Origin of the sequence: Nocardia alni (assembly GCF_019038435.1) — a bacterium.
Taxonomy (GTDB): domain Bacteria; phylum Actinomycetota; class Actinomycetes; order Mycobacteriales; family Mycobacteriaceae; genus Nocardia; species Nocardia alni.
This window is the reverse complement of the sequence record NZ_JAGPOX010000010.1, coordinates 24,702-39,861: the sequence shown is the minus strand read 5'-3', so window position 1 is coordinate 39,861 and position 15,160 is coordinate 24,702. Positions and strand designations below refer to the sequence as shown.

Here is a 15,160-nt window from a genome sequence, read left to right as displayed (position 1 = left end):
TTTCAGCCGATCGTCTCGTGGAATGCCCGTTCGCGGGACTCGAGCAGCGGGATGGCCAGATCGTGGCCGTACTCCTTGAAATGCGCGGAGGCGCCGTGCGCGGCGTATGCCTGTTCGTCGTCGTAGATCTCGAACAGGCGGAAGACCAACGGCTCGTCCGGAGACTGATATGCCTGGTAGAACAGATTGCCCGGCTCCTGACGCGACAGCGGGGTCAGCTTTTCCAGCGCCTCGCGGACGGTGGCCTCGTGGCCGGACCGCGCGGTCCAGGTGGCGGTGACGACGTAACTCATCGGTGACTCCTCAACTGTGTTTCACTGCAAGCACGTTGGCGGGAGTGCGAAGCATCCCCGGCTACGGTAGGCGGCATCCCCGGCCGCTGGGAAAATGCCGATCGCGATGGCAGGTATCAGCGATGCCTGTCGCTCTCGTATCCGCCGAGTCGAGGTCTGCGGCCAATATTCGGATGCGCCGGACACTCCGGTGCCGTACCGTCGGTCCAGCACTCGGGCAATTTCGGGTGCGACACAACGTATTCGGTCTCGAAGCACGAAAGCTGTCGGGAGGGAGGCACTATGGCGAAGCTCAATCAGATCATCGCGGTGGAGAAGGGTATCAAGAGCGGAGCGCTGCGCGATCTGGCCGGCACTCAGGCCACCCTGCAGAAGCCCGCGCTGCTCGCCGGCATCTCGCGGTCCTACCAGCCCAAGGACGAGGAGGGTGAGCAGCTGCCGCCCGAATCGACTCGCGTGCAGGTGAAGTCGGAGGATGTGCTGCGCCGGACCGCGGCCACGCTGACCCGGCTGTTCGATGTGACGGCGACCAAGGATTGGGCGAACTGCGAGGCCAGGGCCGATGTGACGGTCGAGGGGCAGACGCTGCTCACCGACGCTCCGGTCACCTATCTGCTGTTCCTCGAGAAGCAGCTGGCCGAGCTGCTCACCTTCGTCAAGAAGCTGCCGGTGCTCGACGCCGCCGAGGCATGGGTGTTCGACGACTCCTCGGACACGTGGCGGACCGATCCGGTGCGGACCATCCGTACCAAGAAGATTCCGCGCAATCACGTCAAGGCCGAGGCGACCGAGAAGCACCCTGCGCAGGTCGAGGTGTACTACGAGGACATCGCGGTCGGCTACTGGACCACGAGCAAGTTCTCGGGCGCCCTGCCCGCGCGGCGGATCAACGAACTCGTCGATCGCATCGAAAAGCTGAGCCAGGCAGTGCAGTTCGCCCGCGAAGAGGCCAACGCCGCGGACGTGACCGACCGCAGGGTCGGCGACGCCGTGTTCGGATACCTGTTCCGGTAATAGATTTCCCTGCCGGCACCCGGCAGGGAAGCGCGAGGAGCGCAAAGCTCAAACTGAAGATGACACTGATATCGCGGTGACAGTGCGGGTTCGAGTCCCGCCCCGGGCACGGGCCCGGGTAGCCCAATCGGTAGAGGCAGCCGCGGCAAGCTCAGACTCTCGCTCCAGATTGAGTATTTCGCCACCCGAACCATAGGAGGTCAGGAACGGACGACCGCGACGAGGTGCCGGCTCATCTCCGGCTCTCCGCGCTCTCATGCGGAGGTGGTCCAACGGTAGGACGCGTCGCCGACAACCTGATTCGTTCCCGCCCCCGAGGTGTCATATGGGTGGCAACCGGAGCCCGGCGGTAGGCCAAACCGCTGGGCTCTGCTCATACCCACGAGGGAAGAGGTTCGCGAGCGGACAGCCATGCCTCCGGTATGCCACGGACGTTGTCGCGGTTGCCGATTCCGGTGTGGGCCGCCACGATGCCGCCGACGATCGCCGCGGTGGTGTCCGCATCACCACCGGCCTGAACACAGGCCGTGATGGCGGCCGGGTAGTCGTCGAGGAAGGTGGCCGCGGCCCAGAGGGTGAAGGGCACCGTGTCCTGGGCGCTGACCCGTGCGCCGTTGCCGAGCTCGTAGGCCGCCTCGGCCACCGATCTGCCCAGGAGCTTCACGGCTCGGCGGATACCGGCGGCGGTGTGGCCGTCGATCAGGTAGGGGTCGACCGTGGCAAGCAGTTCGGTTGGCGTGCAGCCGGTTTCGCGAGTTTGCGCGGCGTGGCTGGCGGCGACGGCTACCGCCATGGCGCCGGCGATCGCTTCGGGGTGCCGATGGGTCACTTCGGCCGAGAGCGCGGCTCGGCCCGCCGCGCGGTCCGGATCTCCGGCGAAATACGCGCCGAGTGGCGCGACCCGCATCGCGCCCCCGTTGCCCCAGGATCCGCGTCCGTCGAACGCCGCGCCTGCGGCCTCGGCCCAGGGACGACCGTCCCGGATCTCATGGAGTACGACGACCGTGCCGCCGCCGTAGCCGCGGTAGGGCTCACAGCGGTCGGCGAAGGCCAGTGCCAGTGCGTCGCGGTCGATGTCGCCACGCCCGAGGATCTCGGTGTAGACCGAGCAGGCCATTTCGGTGTCGTCGGTCCACGGCCACGGCGGGGCGGGTGGCCGTCCGGCGAGAAGATCCGACAGCGAGGAACCGGGAACGAAGAACTGAGCGCCGAGCGCGTCGCCGACCGACAAGCCGTCGAGGCTGTCGCGGGCGACATCAGAGTGTAATGGCATACCGATCAAATACTCTCAACCTCGACCGCATAGCGCAATGATCGGCCCCGCGTCGCGCTCGATCCGCGGCCCTCGCCTCGGTCAGGCCGGGTCGACGACGGTTGTGATCAGACCCGTCTTCAGGTCGTAGGCATACCCGCCGATCCTGAAAGAGCCGACGCTGGCCTGCAATTCGGGCGCCGCGTGCAGTCGCGCGACATCCTCCCGGACGGTCTGGGCCGGGTCGAGCACGGCCATGTCGGCCGCGGTCCGGTCGTCGTAACCGCCGCGCGCGGCATAGCTGCGACGCAGGTCTTCGTCGGCGAAAAGAGCTGAGCCGCAGTCGGTGTGGTGGATGATGGCGACCTCGAACCAGTCCGCGTCGGGGGTCTTGTTCTCGTGCAGGTGGCAGATCCAGGTGAGGTCCTTGACGACCGAGGGTGTGACACGTCCGCCGACATTGCGGGCCACGATCGCCTCCCCCAATTCGACGCCGAGCACGGCGGCCGGCTCGACCCGCGGGTCGATACAGGTCACGATGTAGAGCTGCCGGAAGGGGATGAACGGGATCGCGGGAATGTCTTGTTTGGCGTCGGTGGCCGCGAACTGCTTATTACGTTCCAGGTAGGTAGCGAAGTTCGAGGAGGACGTCGTACCGGGCATGGTCTGGATTCCTATCGGTGGCACTAGTAGATAGAACAGTCGTTCTCTCTGTGGGCACCACGTTACGGCCCGAGACGGGAGGAGTCAACAGAACGTTCTGTCTACCGCATGCCGCAGGACCCTACACGTCGAGCCGAAGCAGTTCCCTGCCCGCGCGAATCACGGTGTCCCGCACCTGTTCCGGATCGTCGAGGTCCGCTGCCGCGAGCGCACCGTCGTGCAGCAGCACCAGGACACGACCGGCGAAGTCAGGATCCGGATGCCCCGCCTCACCGGCCAGCCGGGTCACCGTCTCCTGGAACCAGGCGCGATGGTCCGTCACTGCGACACGAACCGGATGCGCCGGATCCGGATACTCCGCCGAGGCATTGATGAAGTGGCAGCCGCGAAACCCCGCCGAACAGGTGACCTGCCCGATCAGGTCGAGCAGAGCCGCGGCACTGTCCCGCGCACTCGGCTTCCGCAGCGCCTCCCCCACCGCCCCCCGCAGATCCGCATCCGTAGCACGCAGATACTCCACCACCAGATCTTCCTTGGCCGGAAAATGCCGATAGAAGGTCGCCCTGGTCACCCCGGCCTCACTGATCAGCCGATCCACCGGCACGGTGTGAATGCCCTCGGTATAGAACAGCCGCCGAGCCGTCTCCAAGAGCCGGTCCCGCGGACTCGTAGCGTTCACCATCCCCCCATCATAGAGAATGAACGTTCTGTTAACCGGTGCACCGGCATTCGAATACCAGTGGTATCTTGATTTTCATGCCAGGGATGACCCGCCCCGAGAGCCAGGCGCGCACCCGCGCCGATCTCGTTCGCACCGCCCGTGAGCTGTTCGTCGCCGACGGGCTGACACGGACCTCGCTGGCGCAGGTCGCCGAGGCCGCCGGGTACTCCAAAGGCGCGGTGTACTCCAACTTTCGCAACAAGAACGAGCTCTGCCTCGAAGTGCTGGAGTTGACCCACGACGAAGCCATGGCCGATATCGCGGATCTGCGCGAAAGCAACGGGACCGCCGAGGAGCGCACCGCCGCTTTTCAGCGGTGGGCAAGCACCCGGGTCGAAGACACTCGATCGAACCGGCTCGAGTTCGAACTGGCCCTGGCGGCGCAGAGTGATCCGCGCATGCGCGACCAGCTCGCCGCCCACCTGTCCGATATCCAGACCGCCATCGCCGGCCTGTTCGCCGACATCGCCGGCGCCCCGTCCTCGGAAACCTTTCTCGATGCCGCGAAAACCGTATTCAGCCTGGGCATCGGGCTCGGGGTGCAGCGCCTGATCGATACAACGACCACGACCGATCGAACCTTCGCCCTGCTACCCGTCCTGCTCACCGGCGCCACCAATCCCTTGAAAGATGTTCAAGTCGTGAGCCCTGTCGCCCACGCGATTGAAAAACGCACAAAGAAGACAACGCCGCGCAGTGAGGAGTCCCGGGCCGCGCTGCTCGACGCGGCCGTCGCGGTCTTCCGAACCAAGCGCTTCGACGAGGTGTCGACGACCGAGCTCGCGCAACGCGCCGGTGTGGCGATCGGCCTGATCAACTACCACTTCGACGGCAAACGCGGCCTCTACCTGGCCGCCGCCGAATCCGTCCACAGCGAGTTCTGGGACCGGCTGCAGGCACTACGCGGCCCCGTGGTGTCCCGGCTGATCCGTGGCCTGGACATCTACCTCGATACCGCCGCGGAGTTCGAAGGATCCCCGCTGGCCCTGTCGACCCGGGTGCCCGACCCCGAACTGCGAGCCATCCAGCAGCGGCAACTCGACCGCCTGGTCGAGGCGATGATGCAGGAGCTCAGCGACGGTACCGGTACCGCCTTGGCGCGCAACGCCATCGCGGGCTGGTTCGCCTTCGTCGAGGGCGCGGTGACCGACTGGCTGCGCACCCGCGAGCGGAGCCGGGTCCAGATCCGGGAGCTGTTGGTGGCCAGCCTGTTCGCCACGGGCCAGACAGTACTGAGCCTCGCCCCGGGCACCCCTTTGTCCTCCCGCGCGATCAACGCGCTTCTCAACCATTCCCAATCACCGACGCAGACAACGGAGTACGACGAATGAACACCTCTCTCGACGCCGGACCCAGCAACCGGCTCGCCGCCGGACCGCTGGGCCGGGCCGTCGTCTGGCTGGTCGGCCCGCGACCGCTTCGTGACGAGGTCCGGTTGCGCCGCGAGGTCGACGGCAAGATCGCCGTGGTGACCGGCGCGTCCTTCGGGGTGGGTGAGGCCACCGCCCGCATCCTGGCGGGTGCGGGCGCGACCGTGGTGCTCGGCGCGCGCACGGTGGAGAGACTGGACCTGATCGTCGCCGAGATCGCCGAGGCGGGCGGCAATGCCGTCGCCGTCCCGCTGGACCTGGCGTCGGAGGAGTCGGTCAAATCCTTTGCCGATCAGATACTTACCCGGTTCGGCCGGGTCGACTACCTCGTGCACAATGCGGGCAAGTCGCTGCGGCGCTCGATCCACCTGTCCTACGACCGGCCCAAGGATCTCAACACCACGACCTCGGCCAACTACATCGGACCCATGCGGCTGACGCTGGCACTGCTGCCGGGTATGCGGGAACGCGGGTGCGGCCACATCGTCAACGTCTCTACCGCGGCGGTCATGTTCCCGGTTGCCCCGAAATGGGGTTTCTATCTGTCGACCAAGGCCGCGTTCGACATCTGGATACGCTCGGTCGCCATGGAGGCCCGCCCCGACGGCGTCACGCTGACCAGCTTCTATGCCGGGGCCATGTTCACCCGGATGAGCGCGCCCAGCGGCTGGGTTTCGGCCCTGCCGGGGCATTCCGCCCGCGATGCCGGATACATCGTCGCCCGCGCGATAGCGAAGAAGCCGCGCACGCTGGCACCGGCCGTCGTGTGGCCGCTGTCGGTGCTGGTGCCGCTGCTGCGCACCCCGATCGAAATCCTCACCACGTTCCTCTACCGGTTTCTCGGCGACACCGCCGCGTCGCTGGCCAGCGTGAAGAAAGGGGATGACCGTGTCGCCTAGCACTTTTCGGTGGCTCGACGCGGTCGCCCCGCTCGCAGCCTCGGGTCTGATACGCCCGATCGGGCCGTTGACAGCCTTCCGAATCGGCCAGGCCGCATGGCAATTCGGCCCGTCGGTCGCCACCGTGCTGGCTGTGTCGGCGGCGCGCTATGGCGATCGCACCGCCGTCATCGATGAGCGCGGCGCAATCACGTACGGGCAGTTGGACAGTCGTGCCGCCGCCATCGCCGCCGCACTGCATTCCCGGCATCCCGGCGCGAGATCCGTGGCGATCCTGTGCCGCAACCACTGCGGCTTCGTGGAGGCGTTCGCCGCAGGCGCACAACTGGGTTGCGAGCTGATCTTCCTCAACACCGATCTGCCCGCAGCGCAACTGGCATTGATCCTGCAGCGGCATAGCCCCGACATTCTGGTGCATGACGAAGAATACGACAGCGCCGTCACCGAGGCCGGATTCCCTGGTGCCAGAATCCATGCCTGGCAGACTACCGAAACCCGAGACTCACTGGATTCACTGGCGCGCGAACGTCATCCGACGCCGCCCCGGGTACGGCACGCGGTCAAGATCACCCTGCTGACCTCCGGCACCACCGGGCTCGCCAAGGGCGTGTCCCGGCCGATCCGTCAGCGCCCCCTGCTGGAGATGGTCGCCACCGCCATGGCCGCGACACGGTTGACCGCCCGCGACGTGGGGGTGCTGTCCCCGCCGTTCTTTCACGGTTTCGGGTTAGCCATGCTGATCGGCTCGCTGGCCCTGGGCGCCACGGTGATCGTCCGGCGCCGCTTCGATCCCGATGCCGCACTGAGCGATATCGACCGTCACCGCGCCACCGTATTCGTCGGAGTTCCGGTGATGCTGCAACGCATCGTCTCGATCCCCGACCAGCGCCGACGTGAATTCCGCACCGACTCACTGCGTTTGGCCGTGACCGGAGCGGCACCCATCGCCCCGGCGACGATCGGCCGGTTCATCGAGACCTTCGGCCCGATCCTCGTCAACGGTTACGGCTCGACCGAGGCCGGCATCGTCGCATTGGCCACCACCGCGGATCTGGCCCACTCACCGAAGACCACCGGACGACCGGCAATCGGTGTCTCGGTGCGCATTCTGCGCCCGGACCGCACCCCCGCCGCCATGGGCGAGACCGGCGCCATCTTCGTGCGCGGCGGCCTCGGCTATGACGGCTACGTAGCAGACTCGAAGTCCCCTGCAAAGGCCAAGGAGATCATCAACGGCTACGTGAACACCGGCGACATGGGCCATCTCGATCGAGCGGGCCGCCTCTATATCGACGGCCGCGACGACGACATGATCATCTCCGGCGGCGAGAACATCCACCCCAAGGAGGTAGAGGACCTCCTCGCCGCCCACCCGACGATCGCCGACGTAGCCGTCATCGCCGTCCCCAGCGAGGAATTCGGCCAGGTACTACGCGCCTACCTGGTACCCGCACCCGACCGAACCATACCGACCACCAACGAACTCGAGACCTACATCCGCGAACGCCTCGAGCGCTACAAGACCCCCAAGGATTTCGTCACCCTGACACAGATCCCCCGCAACCCAACCGGAAAGGTCTTGCGCCACAAGCTCGACAGCCACGCCAACGACATCGCGAGTTAGCCTACCGATCCCGCCGCCGACAACCTCTACCTGCCGCCCGATCCGCTGCCCGGATCGGATACGAAGACGCGATTCCGAACACCATCTTGGTGTTGACGTACATCTCTGTGCACCACAGGCAGGCTTCTCTCAGTACGAGAATTCGGCGGCACCGACCTGGTGATCTGCGTCCACGAAATTACCGCTACCGAGGACGAGGGCCTGAATGGGTAGCGGATCACGAACATCACCCCGAATTGCGGCCCGGGGCTGAGCATGCGGTCAGATCTGCTGCGGAGTCGGCGCTGGAAGCCCGTAAATGGATGCGATTGGCTGCCAATCGGCGACGAACGAGATTTTGGCCTTGGACGCAGAAGTTGAGTAGGTGTTTCCCAGGTCAAAGTCGTTATCCTCCTTGGCTGGTGCCGAGCAGCCGCTGGATTCAATGTTCTGTCCCCACAGGGCGTATGACTGATCGGCGTCGTAGGATGCATGCAATGCGGCAACAAGATCCGTTTTCAACTGGCTGCCGCCGGTCAGTGCGTCGATATCGAGGCTCTGCGCAATTTGCAGCTCTCGAGATCGGTTTTGCATCCCTTGCTGCAGATCGTTGACGCCCTGGTCGACATCCTCACAGTCCAGCACTTCCTGCTGTACGGCGTTGAGTACTTGACTTCTGGTCCGGACGATCTGACCGAGCAAACTCGAAACGGCTTGAGCCTGCTGTTGCGCGCGGTCGGTTGTGGTCGATGGAGCTGATTCCGACGAGTTGCTGGCGTAGTGCGAGACACGCGAAGCCGGTGGCGATGGTACACGTGAGGACGGCCTACTGACGATCGCCATGACTGCGACGACGGTTACGACCAGGATTGTCAGTACGATGGACAGAACCGTCCGAATTTTCACGCTGCTCGGTCCTTCAGCTTGTCAGTTTCGTACGACTCGTGACCACGAGTAATCGGGCTGCAACAGATAGGCGACGTCGTAGCCGGACCAGGCCGTGTTGCCGTTGCCGTCCTTGATAATCGGCGCCGTTATTCTGAATGACTGATCACCCGGTGGGGCAATATCGACATAAACCGTGGGATGTCCGATCACGGCAACGACCAGCCGAATCTTGAACGTACAGCTGTAGTGCTCAGTAAATGCTCCGATCGTGAAGGACTGCATATCACCAGCATCGATCGACACCGTGTTCGCAGCGAAGTAGTCGGAGCCGTGCAGCGGAACCTGGCCGACGAAGTAGGTCCTGAAATTTGTGAAGGTTTGAGGGTCATCGACTGCCTGAACAACGGGGTTGGGGTTGTCCAGATTGATACCGAGATCAAGGCTCGGGTTTGGCGCACCTTGACTGAAACCTCCGATATATGTGCCGGTGTACGGATTGCCGCAGTCCTTCACTACATTCATATCTACGATGCGAATCGTCTGATTGGTCGTGTTCTGAACGGTGAATTTTGTGATGCCCAGCCCGGCCGGGACACCGTTGAATCTTTCGCGGAGGCCCGAGAGATCCCATCCTCCGGGTCTGTAGAGTGCTGCGGGAGCGACCCCCAGCGGGTTGGGCAGCACAATATGTTCGTCCCCTTCATTGAGGCTTAAAGGAGTGACGTACGCGACCTGCAATGGCGACCATTGCGGCACCTCCACGACAGGCGTCGCGTTGGGGCTGGGCCTCGTGGTTGTGGAAGGCGCATCAAGTGTCGCATTGGGCGACCCACCGGAAGTACGAGACAACACGACGAAAACCACCGTTGCTGCGCCAACAATCACGGCCGCTGTGATCGCGAGGATCGCCCTAGGCAGAGATACCTGGGTGAAGTTCTGTTCGATCTTCGGATTGTCGCCGAAGTAGTTGTTACCGACGAAGTCTCGGCCGACCTCAACGGAGCGTCCCACCTGCTTTCGCCGCCCGCGCTGTGAATTCACTTCCGCTTCACGATCTTTACGTTGTCCCCCATAAATGTCGTACCCTTCAAGTCGCGGCCAACTCGGATCCACCGCGATGACGATGTAGTCTCGGGTTTCGGCGATACTCCCGGCGGCACCGCGCGCTCGGTGTCGTCCGGTGGCGACTTCTTACCCCACTCCGTACCCCATAATCCAGCGGCACCTGCTACGGCGGTACCCAGGGCAGCAGCCACAGCCCATCTGGCATCCGATGATCCCATCAATGGGGGAAGCGCAAATGCACCGGCGATCCAAGTAACCAGCGCGCATGCTGCGAATGCAACAATCCCCACGACGAACCATTTTCCGACTTTCCTCACATATGCCCCTATCAGCCGAACTCGTCCGACTTGCTGTCCTGCCAGACCCCAGCTGCCCGCGCGTGGCAACAGCTCGCTGCGCGCGATCGGTCAGATCTTGGAACATCGGGCTTGACGTCAACATCGTATGCCCGGACGCAGATCTGAGCGGCCCTTATTTGTGTCGAATTCAGATCGGCTACGAGAGTGGCTGCGATGAGTCTCGTTTCATGGCTGATGGTCTGTTACGTTGCCGGGTCAGCAGCGTACCTGCAATGTTCTGTTTCGGCAGGCCAGTAGCAGTTCAATGGGACAATTCTGGTCGCGGGCCCAGTGTTGCAGAACCGGCGGTGATGTCGGTTTGACCAGCGACGATTAGGCGAGTTGGCAGTCATCGGGGGTAAACGCGTTGGTGTTCTCACTCGAGGTGAGGTCGGCCCGGGGTGCGGTGCTCGTCTTGCAGACCGGCCCGTTTCCCCGGACGCTCCTCGCACCCGGCGTGCCCTCTCAAAGCATCGGGCGCTCCACAAAGTCCCGCATGACCTGCTACTTCCTTATGCCGCGTCCGGGTAACAATTCACGGCCAGGATGACGGAATGCTGCACGCGCGAGAGATCCTGAGCAACCGCATGAATTGGCGGCAGTCCAATCGCGTCAGCCCACGCTGTGCGCCCCGCTCATCAACGCCCCCAAATCCTCCGGGGCCAGGAACGACGGCGGTGGCGGCGGACCCCAGTTGAACAGACCGCGGGCGCCCTCGAAGGTCTCGGGCGTCCAGAGTTGGTCGTCGATGATGCAGTCCAGGTCGGAGTAGTACTCGGAGAAGTTTCCGGCCGGATCCTTCAGGTACCAGAAGAAATTCGAGCCGGCGTGATGGCGGCCCAGGCCCCAGATGTGCCGGGTCGGGTCGGCCTCGAGCATGCGGGTCGCTCCCCTGCCGACTTCGTCGATGTCGTCGACCTGCCACGAGGTGTGGTGCAGGAAGCCGACCGGCGCGGCCAGGACCAGAACGTTGTGGTGATCGGTCGAGCAGCGCAGGAAGGCGCCGGCGTCCTTGATCCGATCGCTGACCTTCAAGCCAAGTCCGGTGATGAAAAAGGACTCGGTGACAGCGATATCGGTGCTGCCCAGCACCACATGACCCAGCTTGCGCGGGCGGATCGGATCGGCGCGCACCACGCCTGGAGCGCGTGTGCCGACTCGCTCGTACCGGCCGGGGCCGTTGTAGGGGGTCGCCGGAACCTCCAGCAGCACAACGTGTTCCCCGCTCGTCACGATCGCCCGCACTCCGGTGACCGGCTCGACCGCAGTGATCGACCCCGGACTCCGGACCGCCTCGATTCCCAGACCGCGCAGATTGTTCGCGATGCGATCGAGGTCGTCGGCGTCGTCCGCGCCGATCCGGAGTTCGACCGCGCGGCGCATCGGCGCTTCGACGATGCGGAGCTGACGACCGCCGTCACGGGTGGAGAACCAGCCGTCCGCCTCGGGAGTGAGCCCGAATTCGGCATAGTACGAACGAGTTTCGTCGACATTCGGCACCCCGATGGTGACCGATATCAGTCGATGCAATGCCATGATCGCTGTCCTTCTCGAGGCGCCGGCATCAGACCAGCGGGGTGATCGAATCGGTGAGCCCGAGCAGGGCCTTGCCGTATATCTCGTAGCTCACTGCCGACGATACGATGGCATGCCGGGCCGCGGTGGCCGAATCACGCCAGATGCGTTGCAGCGGATTCACTTCCGCGAACGAGCCAGCGCCGTGCGCGGACAGCAGGATATCGATGGCGCGGGTGATGCACTCCGCGACGTAACCGGTGTCCGACCGCGCGCGGGCCCGGGCCAGGAAGTCGGGGTATTCGTCGCCGGCGGCGGCCCGGTCGATCTCGTCCGCGGCCCGGTAGGCGTGCAGGTGCGCGGTATCGATGAGACGCGCGGCCTCGGCGATCTGCAGCTGGAAGCCCACCGATTCGCGCTGGGTGGTGTAGAAGGTGTAGGAGATCGGCTTGGTCGCCGCCTTCCTGATCACGTAATCCAGTGCCGCCCTGCCCATTCCGAGCTGAGGGCCGACGAGCACGAGCGCCAGGATCGGCACGAGGGCCGACCGGTAGAAGACCTCGTCGCGGTGCTCGGTGCCGTAGGTACCGGTAATCGCGGGCGGCATGCGCACCACGCGGTGTTCGGGCACGAAGACGTCGGCGGCGACCAGGCAGTTGCTACCCGAGGACCGCATACCCGCGACGAACCAGGTGTCCTCCAATTCCAGCTCGGAGCAGTCGAACAAGCCGACTCCCTGGTCCACCGTGGCGCCCTGCTCGTCGGTGATGGGGATGCCCAGCACCGCCCAGTTCGCGTGCCAGGAACCGGAGTTGTAGTACCACTTGCCGGTGACTCGCCAGCCGCCGGGCACCTTGCGGGATTCGGCCGTCGGCGCGAGTACTCCCGACACCTTGGCATCGGGATCGGCGCCGAACACGTCGTCCTGCGCGCGCTGCGGAAACAGCCCGACCATCCACGCGCACACATTGCACAACGTGAGCACCCAGGCGGTGCCGCCGTCGGCCTCGCCCACCGCTGCCGAGACCTCGAGCATGGTGCGCATCGACGTCTCGTATCCGCCATAGCGTTTCGGCGTCGCTATCTTGAACAGCCCGGCCTCGGTCAGCGCGGTGATGCTCTCCTCGACCACCCGTCGATCCCGTTCTCCCGCCTCGGCATTCGCGCTCAGCAACGGCCGCAGCGCCCGTGCCCGCGCGACGAGCTCGTCACGATCGGGGACGGCATCACCGGTGGAATCTCCCTGCGCCGCATCGGCATGCGATGCGCTCGACTGGACGACGGTCATAATTCTCCTCCTGAACGGGGTTGAGCGTGCCGGGTCACCGGGCACAGGCGGCGATCTGGTCCGCGATCGGCGGGCGCGGTCGCAGGTGAAACCGGGAGTGGGTGCCGAAGGTGCGATAGCCGAACACCAGCGGCGGGCGCTGCACCGAGACCCCGGTGGTCACCAGCCCGATCAGCAGCACATGATCACCCGCCGGCACTGCCTGCGACAGTTCGCAGACCGCCCAGCCGGCCACCTCGTCCAGCCGCGGCAGCGCGTCCGCGGACGACCACGCCACCGCCGCGAAGCGATCCGCGTCCCGGCGCGCGAACAGCTCCGCGACGTCGTCCTGGGCCGCGGACAGGACGTTCACGCCGAATCGGCGGGTCTTCACGATCCGTTCCAGCAGCCGCGACCTGCGATCGAGCGCGATCGACAACAGCGGCGGACGCAGCGACAGCGAAGCCAGCGAGCTGACCGTGGCACCGTGCGGGCCGTCGCGGTCGGCAGTGGTGATCACGGCGACCGGGGCGCACACGCCCGCCATCAGATCGCGGAACTGCTGCTCCAGCATGTGAGCCACCTCGATATTCATCATGATGAATTGCGTGCACTGCAAGTGTTGGCGTGATGCCGGTCACTTGTCAATAGGCTGGGTCTAATTCATCATGATGAATTAGACTGTGCCGGAGCGAAGCCCGAGAGCCCAGGCAGGAGGCGTATGACCATCGATCCACCGGCCTTCCGGCGCAGCGACTGGCCGTCGCGACTCGCCGATCGCGATCTCAGCAGGCCCGAGTCCGCCGTGGCGTTGCTCGTCGAGATGGCCGCCGCCGCCGAGCCTGGCCAGCGGCTGGGCACCAAGGACGAGCTGCGCGCGCTGTGCGGCGTCTCGGTGGGCACCTTCAACGAGGCACTGCGCATGGCCGAGGCTCGCGGCGTGGTGAGCGTGCGTCGCGGCCCGGGCGGCGGACTGTTCGCCAATCGCCCCTCCCCCATGGTCCGCCTGGGCAATTCGGTACTGGCGTTGAACGAAGATGCCGCGTCGGTCGCCGACGCCGTCCGCCTGCGCGACGCACTGGATCCGCTACTGATACAGGACGCCCTCGAATACGCCGCCCCCGAAGACATCGCGGCCCTGCGCGCACTGGTCGATCGCATGAAGGCCGCGGCCGACGACTACGACGGAGACGCCTTCCTGCACGCGAACTGGGCGCTGCACGCCCGCATCGCCGAAATCAGCCCCAGCCCCATCCTCCGTTCGCTCTATCTCTCCCTGCTCGAACTCGTCGAGTCCCACACCCTCACAGTCCTGCCGGTCGCCGAAACCCCCCTCCCCGACTACGTCCGCACCCGCTACGAACTGCACGCCGCACTGGTCGAGGCGATCGCGACGGGCGACAACCGCGCCCTGGACCTGATCCGCGAGCACAGCACCACAGCAGAAAATGCGCCAGCGCAGGAGGTTTCGAGGTGATAAACCTCGGCCCAGCATCACCGACTCCGAGGTTTCGCTCGAGCGCCCCAGTTCGGGCGCGGTATGCGCTCGACGGGGAGCAACCCGTGGGTGAGCGGCCCCGTGAGCGACCGGAACAGTGGTCCGTTGCCCCCATCCAGGCCCATATGCCCGGATGAGCCCTTGGCGCTCATGTGCTCCGTCGCGACGTATCTGGCCCCGATGGTCGCGATGGACATGTAGGCCCCGCGCTCTGCTCTCGGCGATGTACATCGATGCGCTCCAGGACTGCTCGCTGTCGGGTGCACGCCAGCGATGTCCGCGCCGCACGGGGGCGGTCGTGTGCGCGGCTGTCAACGACTGGCGACACCGCTAGCGCGCGGGGCGCGGACTCTACCGGTGCCCGGACACGCGCGGGGACGAGAGCGATCGGGGCAGCCTTATCCGAGTGAGTGCCGGTCTCTGCGCCCCGCTCGCGCGCACCGGCCGAGGGTGATCTGGTAGTGGTCTGACCTCGAATTCCAGTGGGCCATGGGCCCATCCGGCGGGCGCCCGGGGTCTGTCCCTGGTCGCGTGAGAGTTGCTGCAATCCGACTGTCACGCGTCGCCAGCGAGTCGAACGCGCTCGAGATTCCGGACCGGGAGCACAGTCCGTACCGGGTGGATGGCGCGGAGATGTGAGCCAGCCATTATCCGTTGCACTGCAATCCAATTCGATGCTCCGAAGACAGCGGGTGAACACTTCCCTGCGACCGGATACGGCGTGGCTTTCGCGAATTCATCCCCGTCCTGTCGATCGTTCGGCAGGATTCGCTT

At 65.3% G+C, this 15,160-nt stretch carries 14 protein-coding genes; 5 read left to right on the top strand and 9 right to left on the bottom strand.

Features of this window, described 5'->3' with window-relative positions; translation table 11 throughout:
- Positions 1 to 2: 2 nt before the first annotated feature.
- On the bottom strand, positions 3 to 293 hold the full coding sequence (locus tag JZ791_RS06290; protein ID WP_216893222.1) for a putative quinol monooxygenase: 291 nt from the start codon (positions 291 to 293) through the stop codon (positions 3 to 5).
- A gap of 282 nt (positions 294 to 575) precedes the next feature.
- Here JZ791_RS06290 and JZ791_RS06285 point away from each other — a divergent pair, with 282 nt between their 5' ends.
- Positions 576 to 1,307: a DUF7873 family protein gene (locus JZ791_RS06285; protein ID WP_216893221.1), complete on the top strand. Its 732-nt coding sequence runs from the start codon at positions 576 to 578 to the stop codon at positions 1,305 to 1,307.
- A gap of 373 nt (positions 1,308 to 1,680) precedes the next feature.
- Here JZ791_RS06285 and JZ791_RS06280 read toward each other — a convergent pair whose 3' ends face one another.
- The 3 genes from JZ791_RS06280 to JZ791_RS06270 form a co-directional block, all read right to left on the bottom strand.
- Complete coding sequence (locus JZ791_RS06280; RefSeq protein ID WP_216893220.1) at positions 1,681 to 2,580, bottom strand: ADP-ribosylglycohydrolase family protein; 900 nt, start codon at positions 2,578 to 2,580, stop codon at positions 1,681 to 1,683.
- An 81-nt stretch (positions 2,581 to 2,661) separates the two neighbouring features.
- On the bottom strand, positions 2,662 to 3,222 hold the full coding sequence (locus JZ791_RS06275) for a carbonic anhydrase (protein WP_216893219.1): 561 nt from the start codon (positions 3,220 to 3,222) through the stop codon (positions 2,662 to 2,664).
- Positions 3,223 to 3,343: 121 nt separating this feature from the next.
- Positions 3,344 to 3,904 carry a TetR/AcrR family transcriptional regulator gene (locus JZ791_RS06270; RefSeq protein ID WP_216893218.1) on the bottom strand — a complete coding sequence of 187 codons (561 nt, stop codon included), beginning with the start codon at positions 3,902 to 3,904 and terminating at the stop codon, positions 3,344 to 3,346.
- 74 nt (positions 3,905 to 3,978) lie between these two features.
- Here JZ791_RS06270 and JZ791_RS06265 point away from each other — a divergent pair, with 74 nt between their 5' ends.
- The 3 genes from JZ791_RS06265 to JZ791_RS06255 are packed head-to-tail and all read left to right on the top strand — an operon-like array spanning position 3,979 to position 7,836.
- Complete coding sequence (locus JZ791_RS06265; protein ID WP_216893217.1) at positions 3,979 to 5,274, top strand: TetR/AcrR family transcriptional regulator; 1,296 nt, start codon at positions 3,979 to 3,981, stop codon at positions 5,272 to 5,274.
- The gene (locus JZ791_RS06260) at positions 5,271 to 6,212 is read left to right on the top strand and encodes an SDR family NAD(P)-dependent oxidoreductase (protein WP_216893216.1); all 942 of its coding nucleotides are present in this window, start codon (positions 5,271 to 5,273) and stop codon (positions 6,210 to 6,212) included. The genes JZ791_RS06265 and JZ791_RS06260 overlap by 4 nt, the downstream gene beginning before the upstream one ends.
- Positions 6,196 to 7,836 carry an AMP-binding protein gene (locus tag JZ791_RS06255; RefSeq protein ID WP_216893215.1) on the top strand — a complete coding sequence of 547 codons (1,641 nt, stop codon included), beginning with the start codon at positions 6,196 to 6,198 and terminating at the stop codon, positions 7,834 to 7,836. The genes JZ791_RS06260 and JZ791_RS06255 overlap by 17 nt, the downstream gene beginning before the upstream one ends.
- Positions 7,837 to 8,097: 261 nt before the next feature.
- Here JZ791_RS06255 and JZ791_RS06250 read toward each other — a convergent pair whose 3' ends face one another.
- The 5 genes from JZ791_RS06250 to JZ791_RS06230 all read right to left on the bottom strand — a co-directional run bounded on the left by JZ791_RS06250 (position 8,098) and on the right by JZ791_RS06230 (position 13,462).
- Positions 8,098 to 8,721 carry a hypothetical protein gene (locus tag JZ791_RS06250; protein ID WP_216893214.1) on the bottom strand — a complete coding sequence of 208 codons (624 nt, stop codon included), beginning with the start codon at positions 8,719 to 8,721 and terminating at the stop codon, positions 8,098 to 8,100.
- Positions 8,722 to 8,742: 21 nt separating this feature from the next.
- Positions 8,743 to 9,816, bottom strand: a complete 1,074-nt coding sequence (locus JZ791_RS06245; RefSeq protein ID WP_216893213.1) for a hypothetical protein — start codon at positions 9,814 to 9,816, stop codon at positions 8,743 to 8,745.
- Between the two features lie 902 nt (positions 9,817 to 10,718).
- The gene (locus tag JZ791_RS06240; RefSeq protein WP_216893212.1) at positions 10,719 to 11,642 is read right to left on the bottom strand and encodes a VOC family protein; all 924 of its coding nucleotides are present in this window, start codon (positions 11,640 to 11,642) and stop codon (positions 10,719 to 10,721) included.
- Positions 11,643 to 11,670: 28 nt separating this feature from the next.
- Positions 11,671 to 12,909, bottom strand: coding sequence for an acyl-CoA dehydrogenase family protein (locus JZ791_RS06235; protein ID WP_216893211.1), 1,239 nt, complete (start codon positions 12,907 to 12,909; stop codon positions 11,671 to 11,673).
- A gap of 34 nt (positions 12,910 to 12,943) precedes the next feature.
- Positions 12,944 to 13,462, bottom strand: coding sequence for a flavin reductase family protein (locus JZ791_RS06230; protein WP_254205289.1), 519 nt, complete (start codon positions 13,460 to 13,462; stop codon positions 12,944 to 12,946).
- A 147-nt stretch (positions 13,463 to 13,609) separates the two neighbouring features.
- On the opposite strand from JZ791_RS06230, the gene JZ791_RS06225 reads away from it, so the two are divergent.
- The gene (locus tag JZ791_RS06225; protein WP_216893210.1) at positions 13,610 to 14,365 is read left to right on the top strand and encodes a FadR/GntR family transcriptional regulator; all 756 of its coding nucleotides are present in this window, start codon (positions 13,610 to 13,612) and stop codon (positions 14,363 to 14,365) included.
- Positions 14,366 to 15,160: the final 795 nt, after the last annotated feature.

Coding starts and splice junctions, on each gene's coding strand:
- JZ791_RS06290 (WP_216893222.1), bottom strand. CDS start 293: ATGAGTTACGTCGTCACCGCCACCTGGACCGCGCGGTCCGGCCACGAG.
- JZ791_RS06275 (WP_216893219.1), bottom strand. CDS start 3,222: ATGCCCGGTACGACGTCCTCCTCGAACTTCGCTACCTACCTGGAACGT.
- JZ791_RS06240 (WP_216893212.1), bottom strand. CDS start 11,642: ATGGCATTGCATCGACTGATATCGGTCACCATCGGGGTGCCGAATGTC.
- JZ791_RS06230 (WP_254205289.1), bottom strand. CDS start 13,462: ATGCTGGAGCAGCAGTTCCGCGATCTGATGGCGGGCGTGTGCGCCCCG.
- JZ791_RS06260 (WP_216893216.1), top strand. CDS start 5,271: ATGAACACCTCTCTCGACGCCGGACCCAGCAACCGGCTCGCCGCCGGA.
- JZ791_RS06280 (WP_216893220.1), bottom strand. CDS start 2,580: ATGCCATTACACTCTGATGTCGCCCGCGACAGCCTCGACGGCTTGTCG.
- JZ791_RS06255 (WP_216893215.1), top strand. CDS start 6,196: ATGACCGTGTCGCCTAGCACTTTTCGGTGGCTCGACGCGGTCGCCCCG.
- JZ791_RS06285 (WP_216893221.1), top strand. CDS start 576: ATGGCGAAGCTCAATCAGATCATCGCGGTGGAGAAGGGTATCAAGAGC.
- JZ791_RS06265 (WP_216893217.1), top strand. CDS start 3,979: ATGCCAGGGATGACCCGCCCCGAGAGCCAGGCGCGCACCCGCGCCGAT.
- JZ791_RS06270 (WP_216893218.1), bottom strand. CDS start 3,904: ATGGTGAACGCTACGAGTCCGCGGGACCGGCTCTTGGAGACGGCTCGG.
- JZ791_RS06225 (WP_216893210.1), top strand. CDS start 13,610: ATGACCATCGATCCACCGGCCTTCCGGCGCAGCGACTGGCCGTCGCGA.
- JZ791_RS06235 (WP_216893211.1), bottom strand. CDS start 12,909: ATGACCGTCGTCCAGTCGAGCGCATCGCATGCCGATGCGGCGCAGGGA.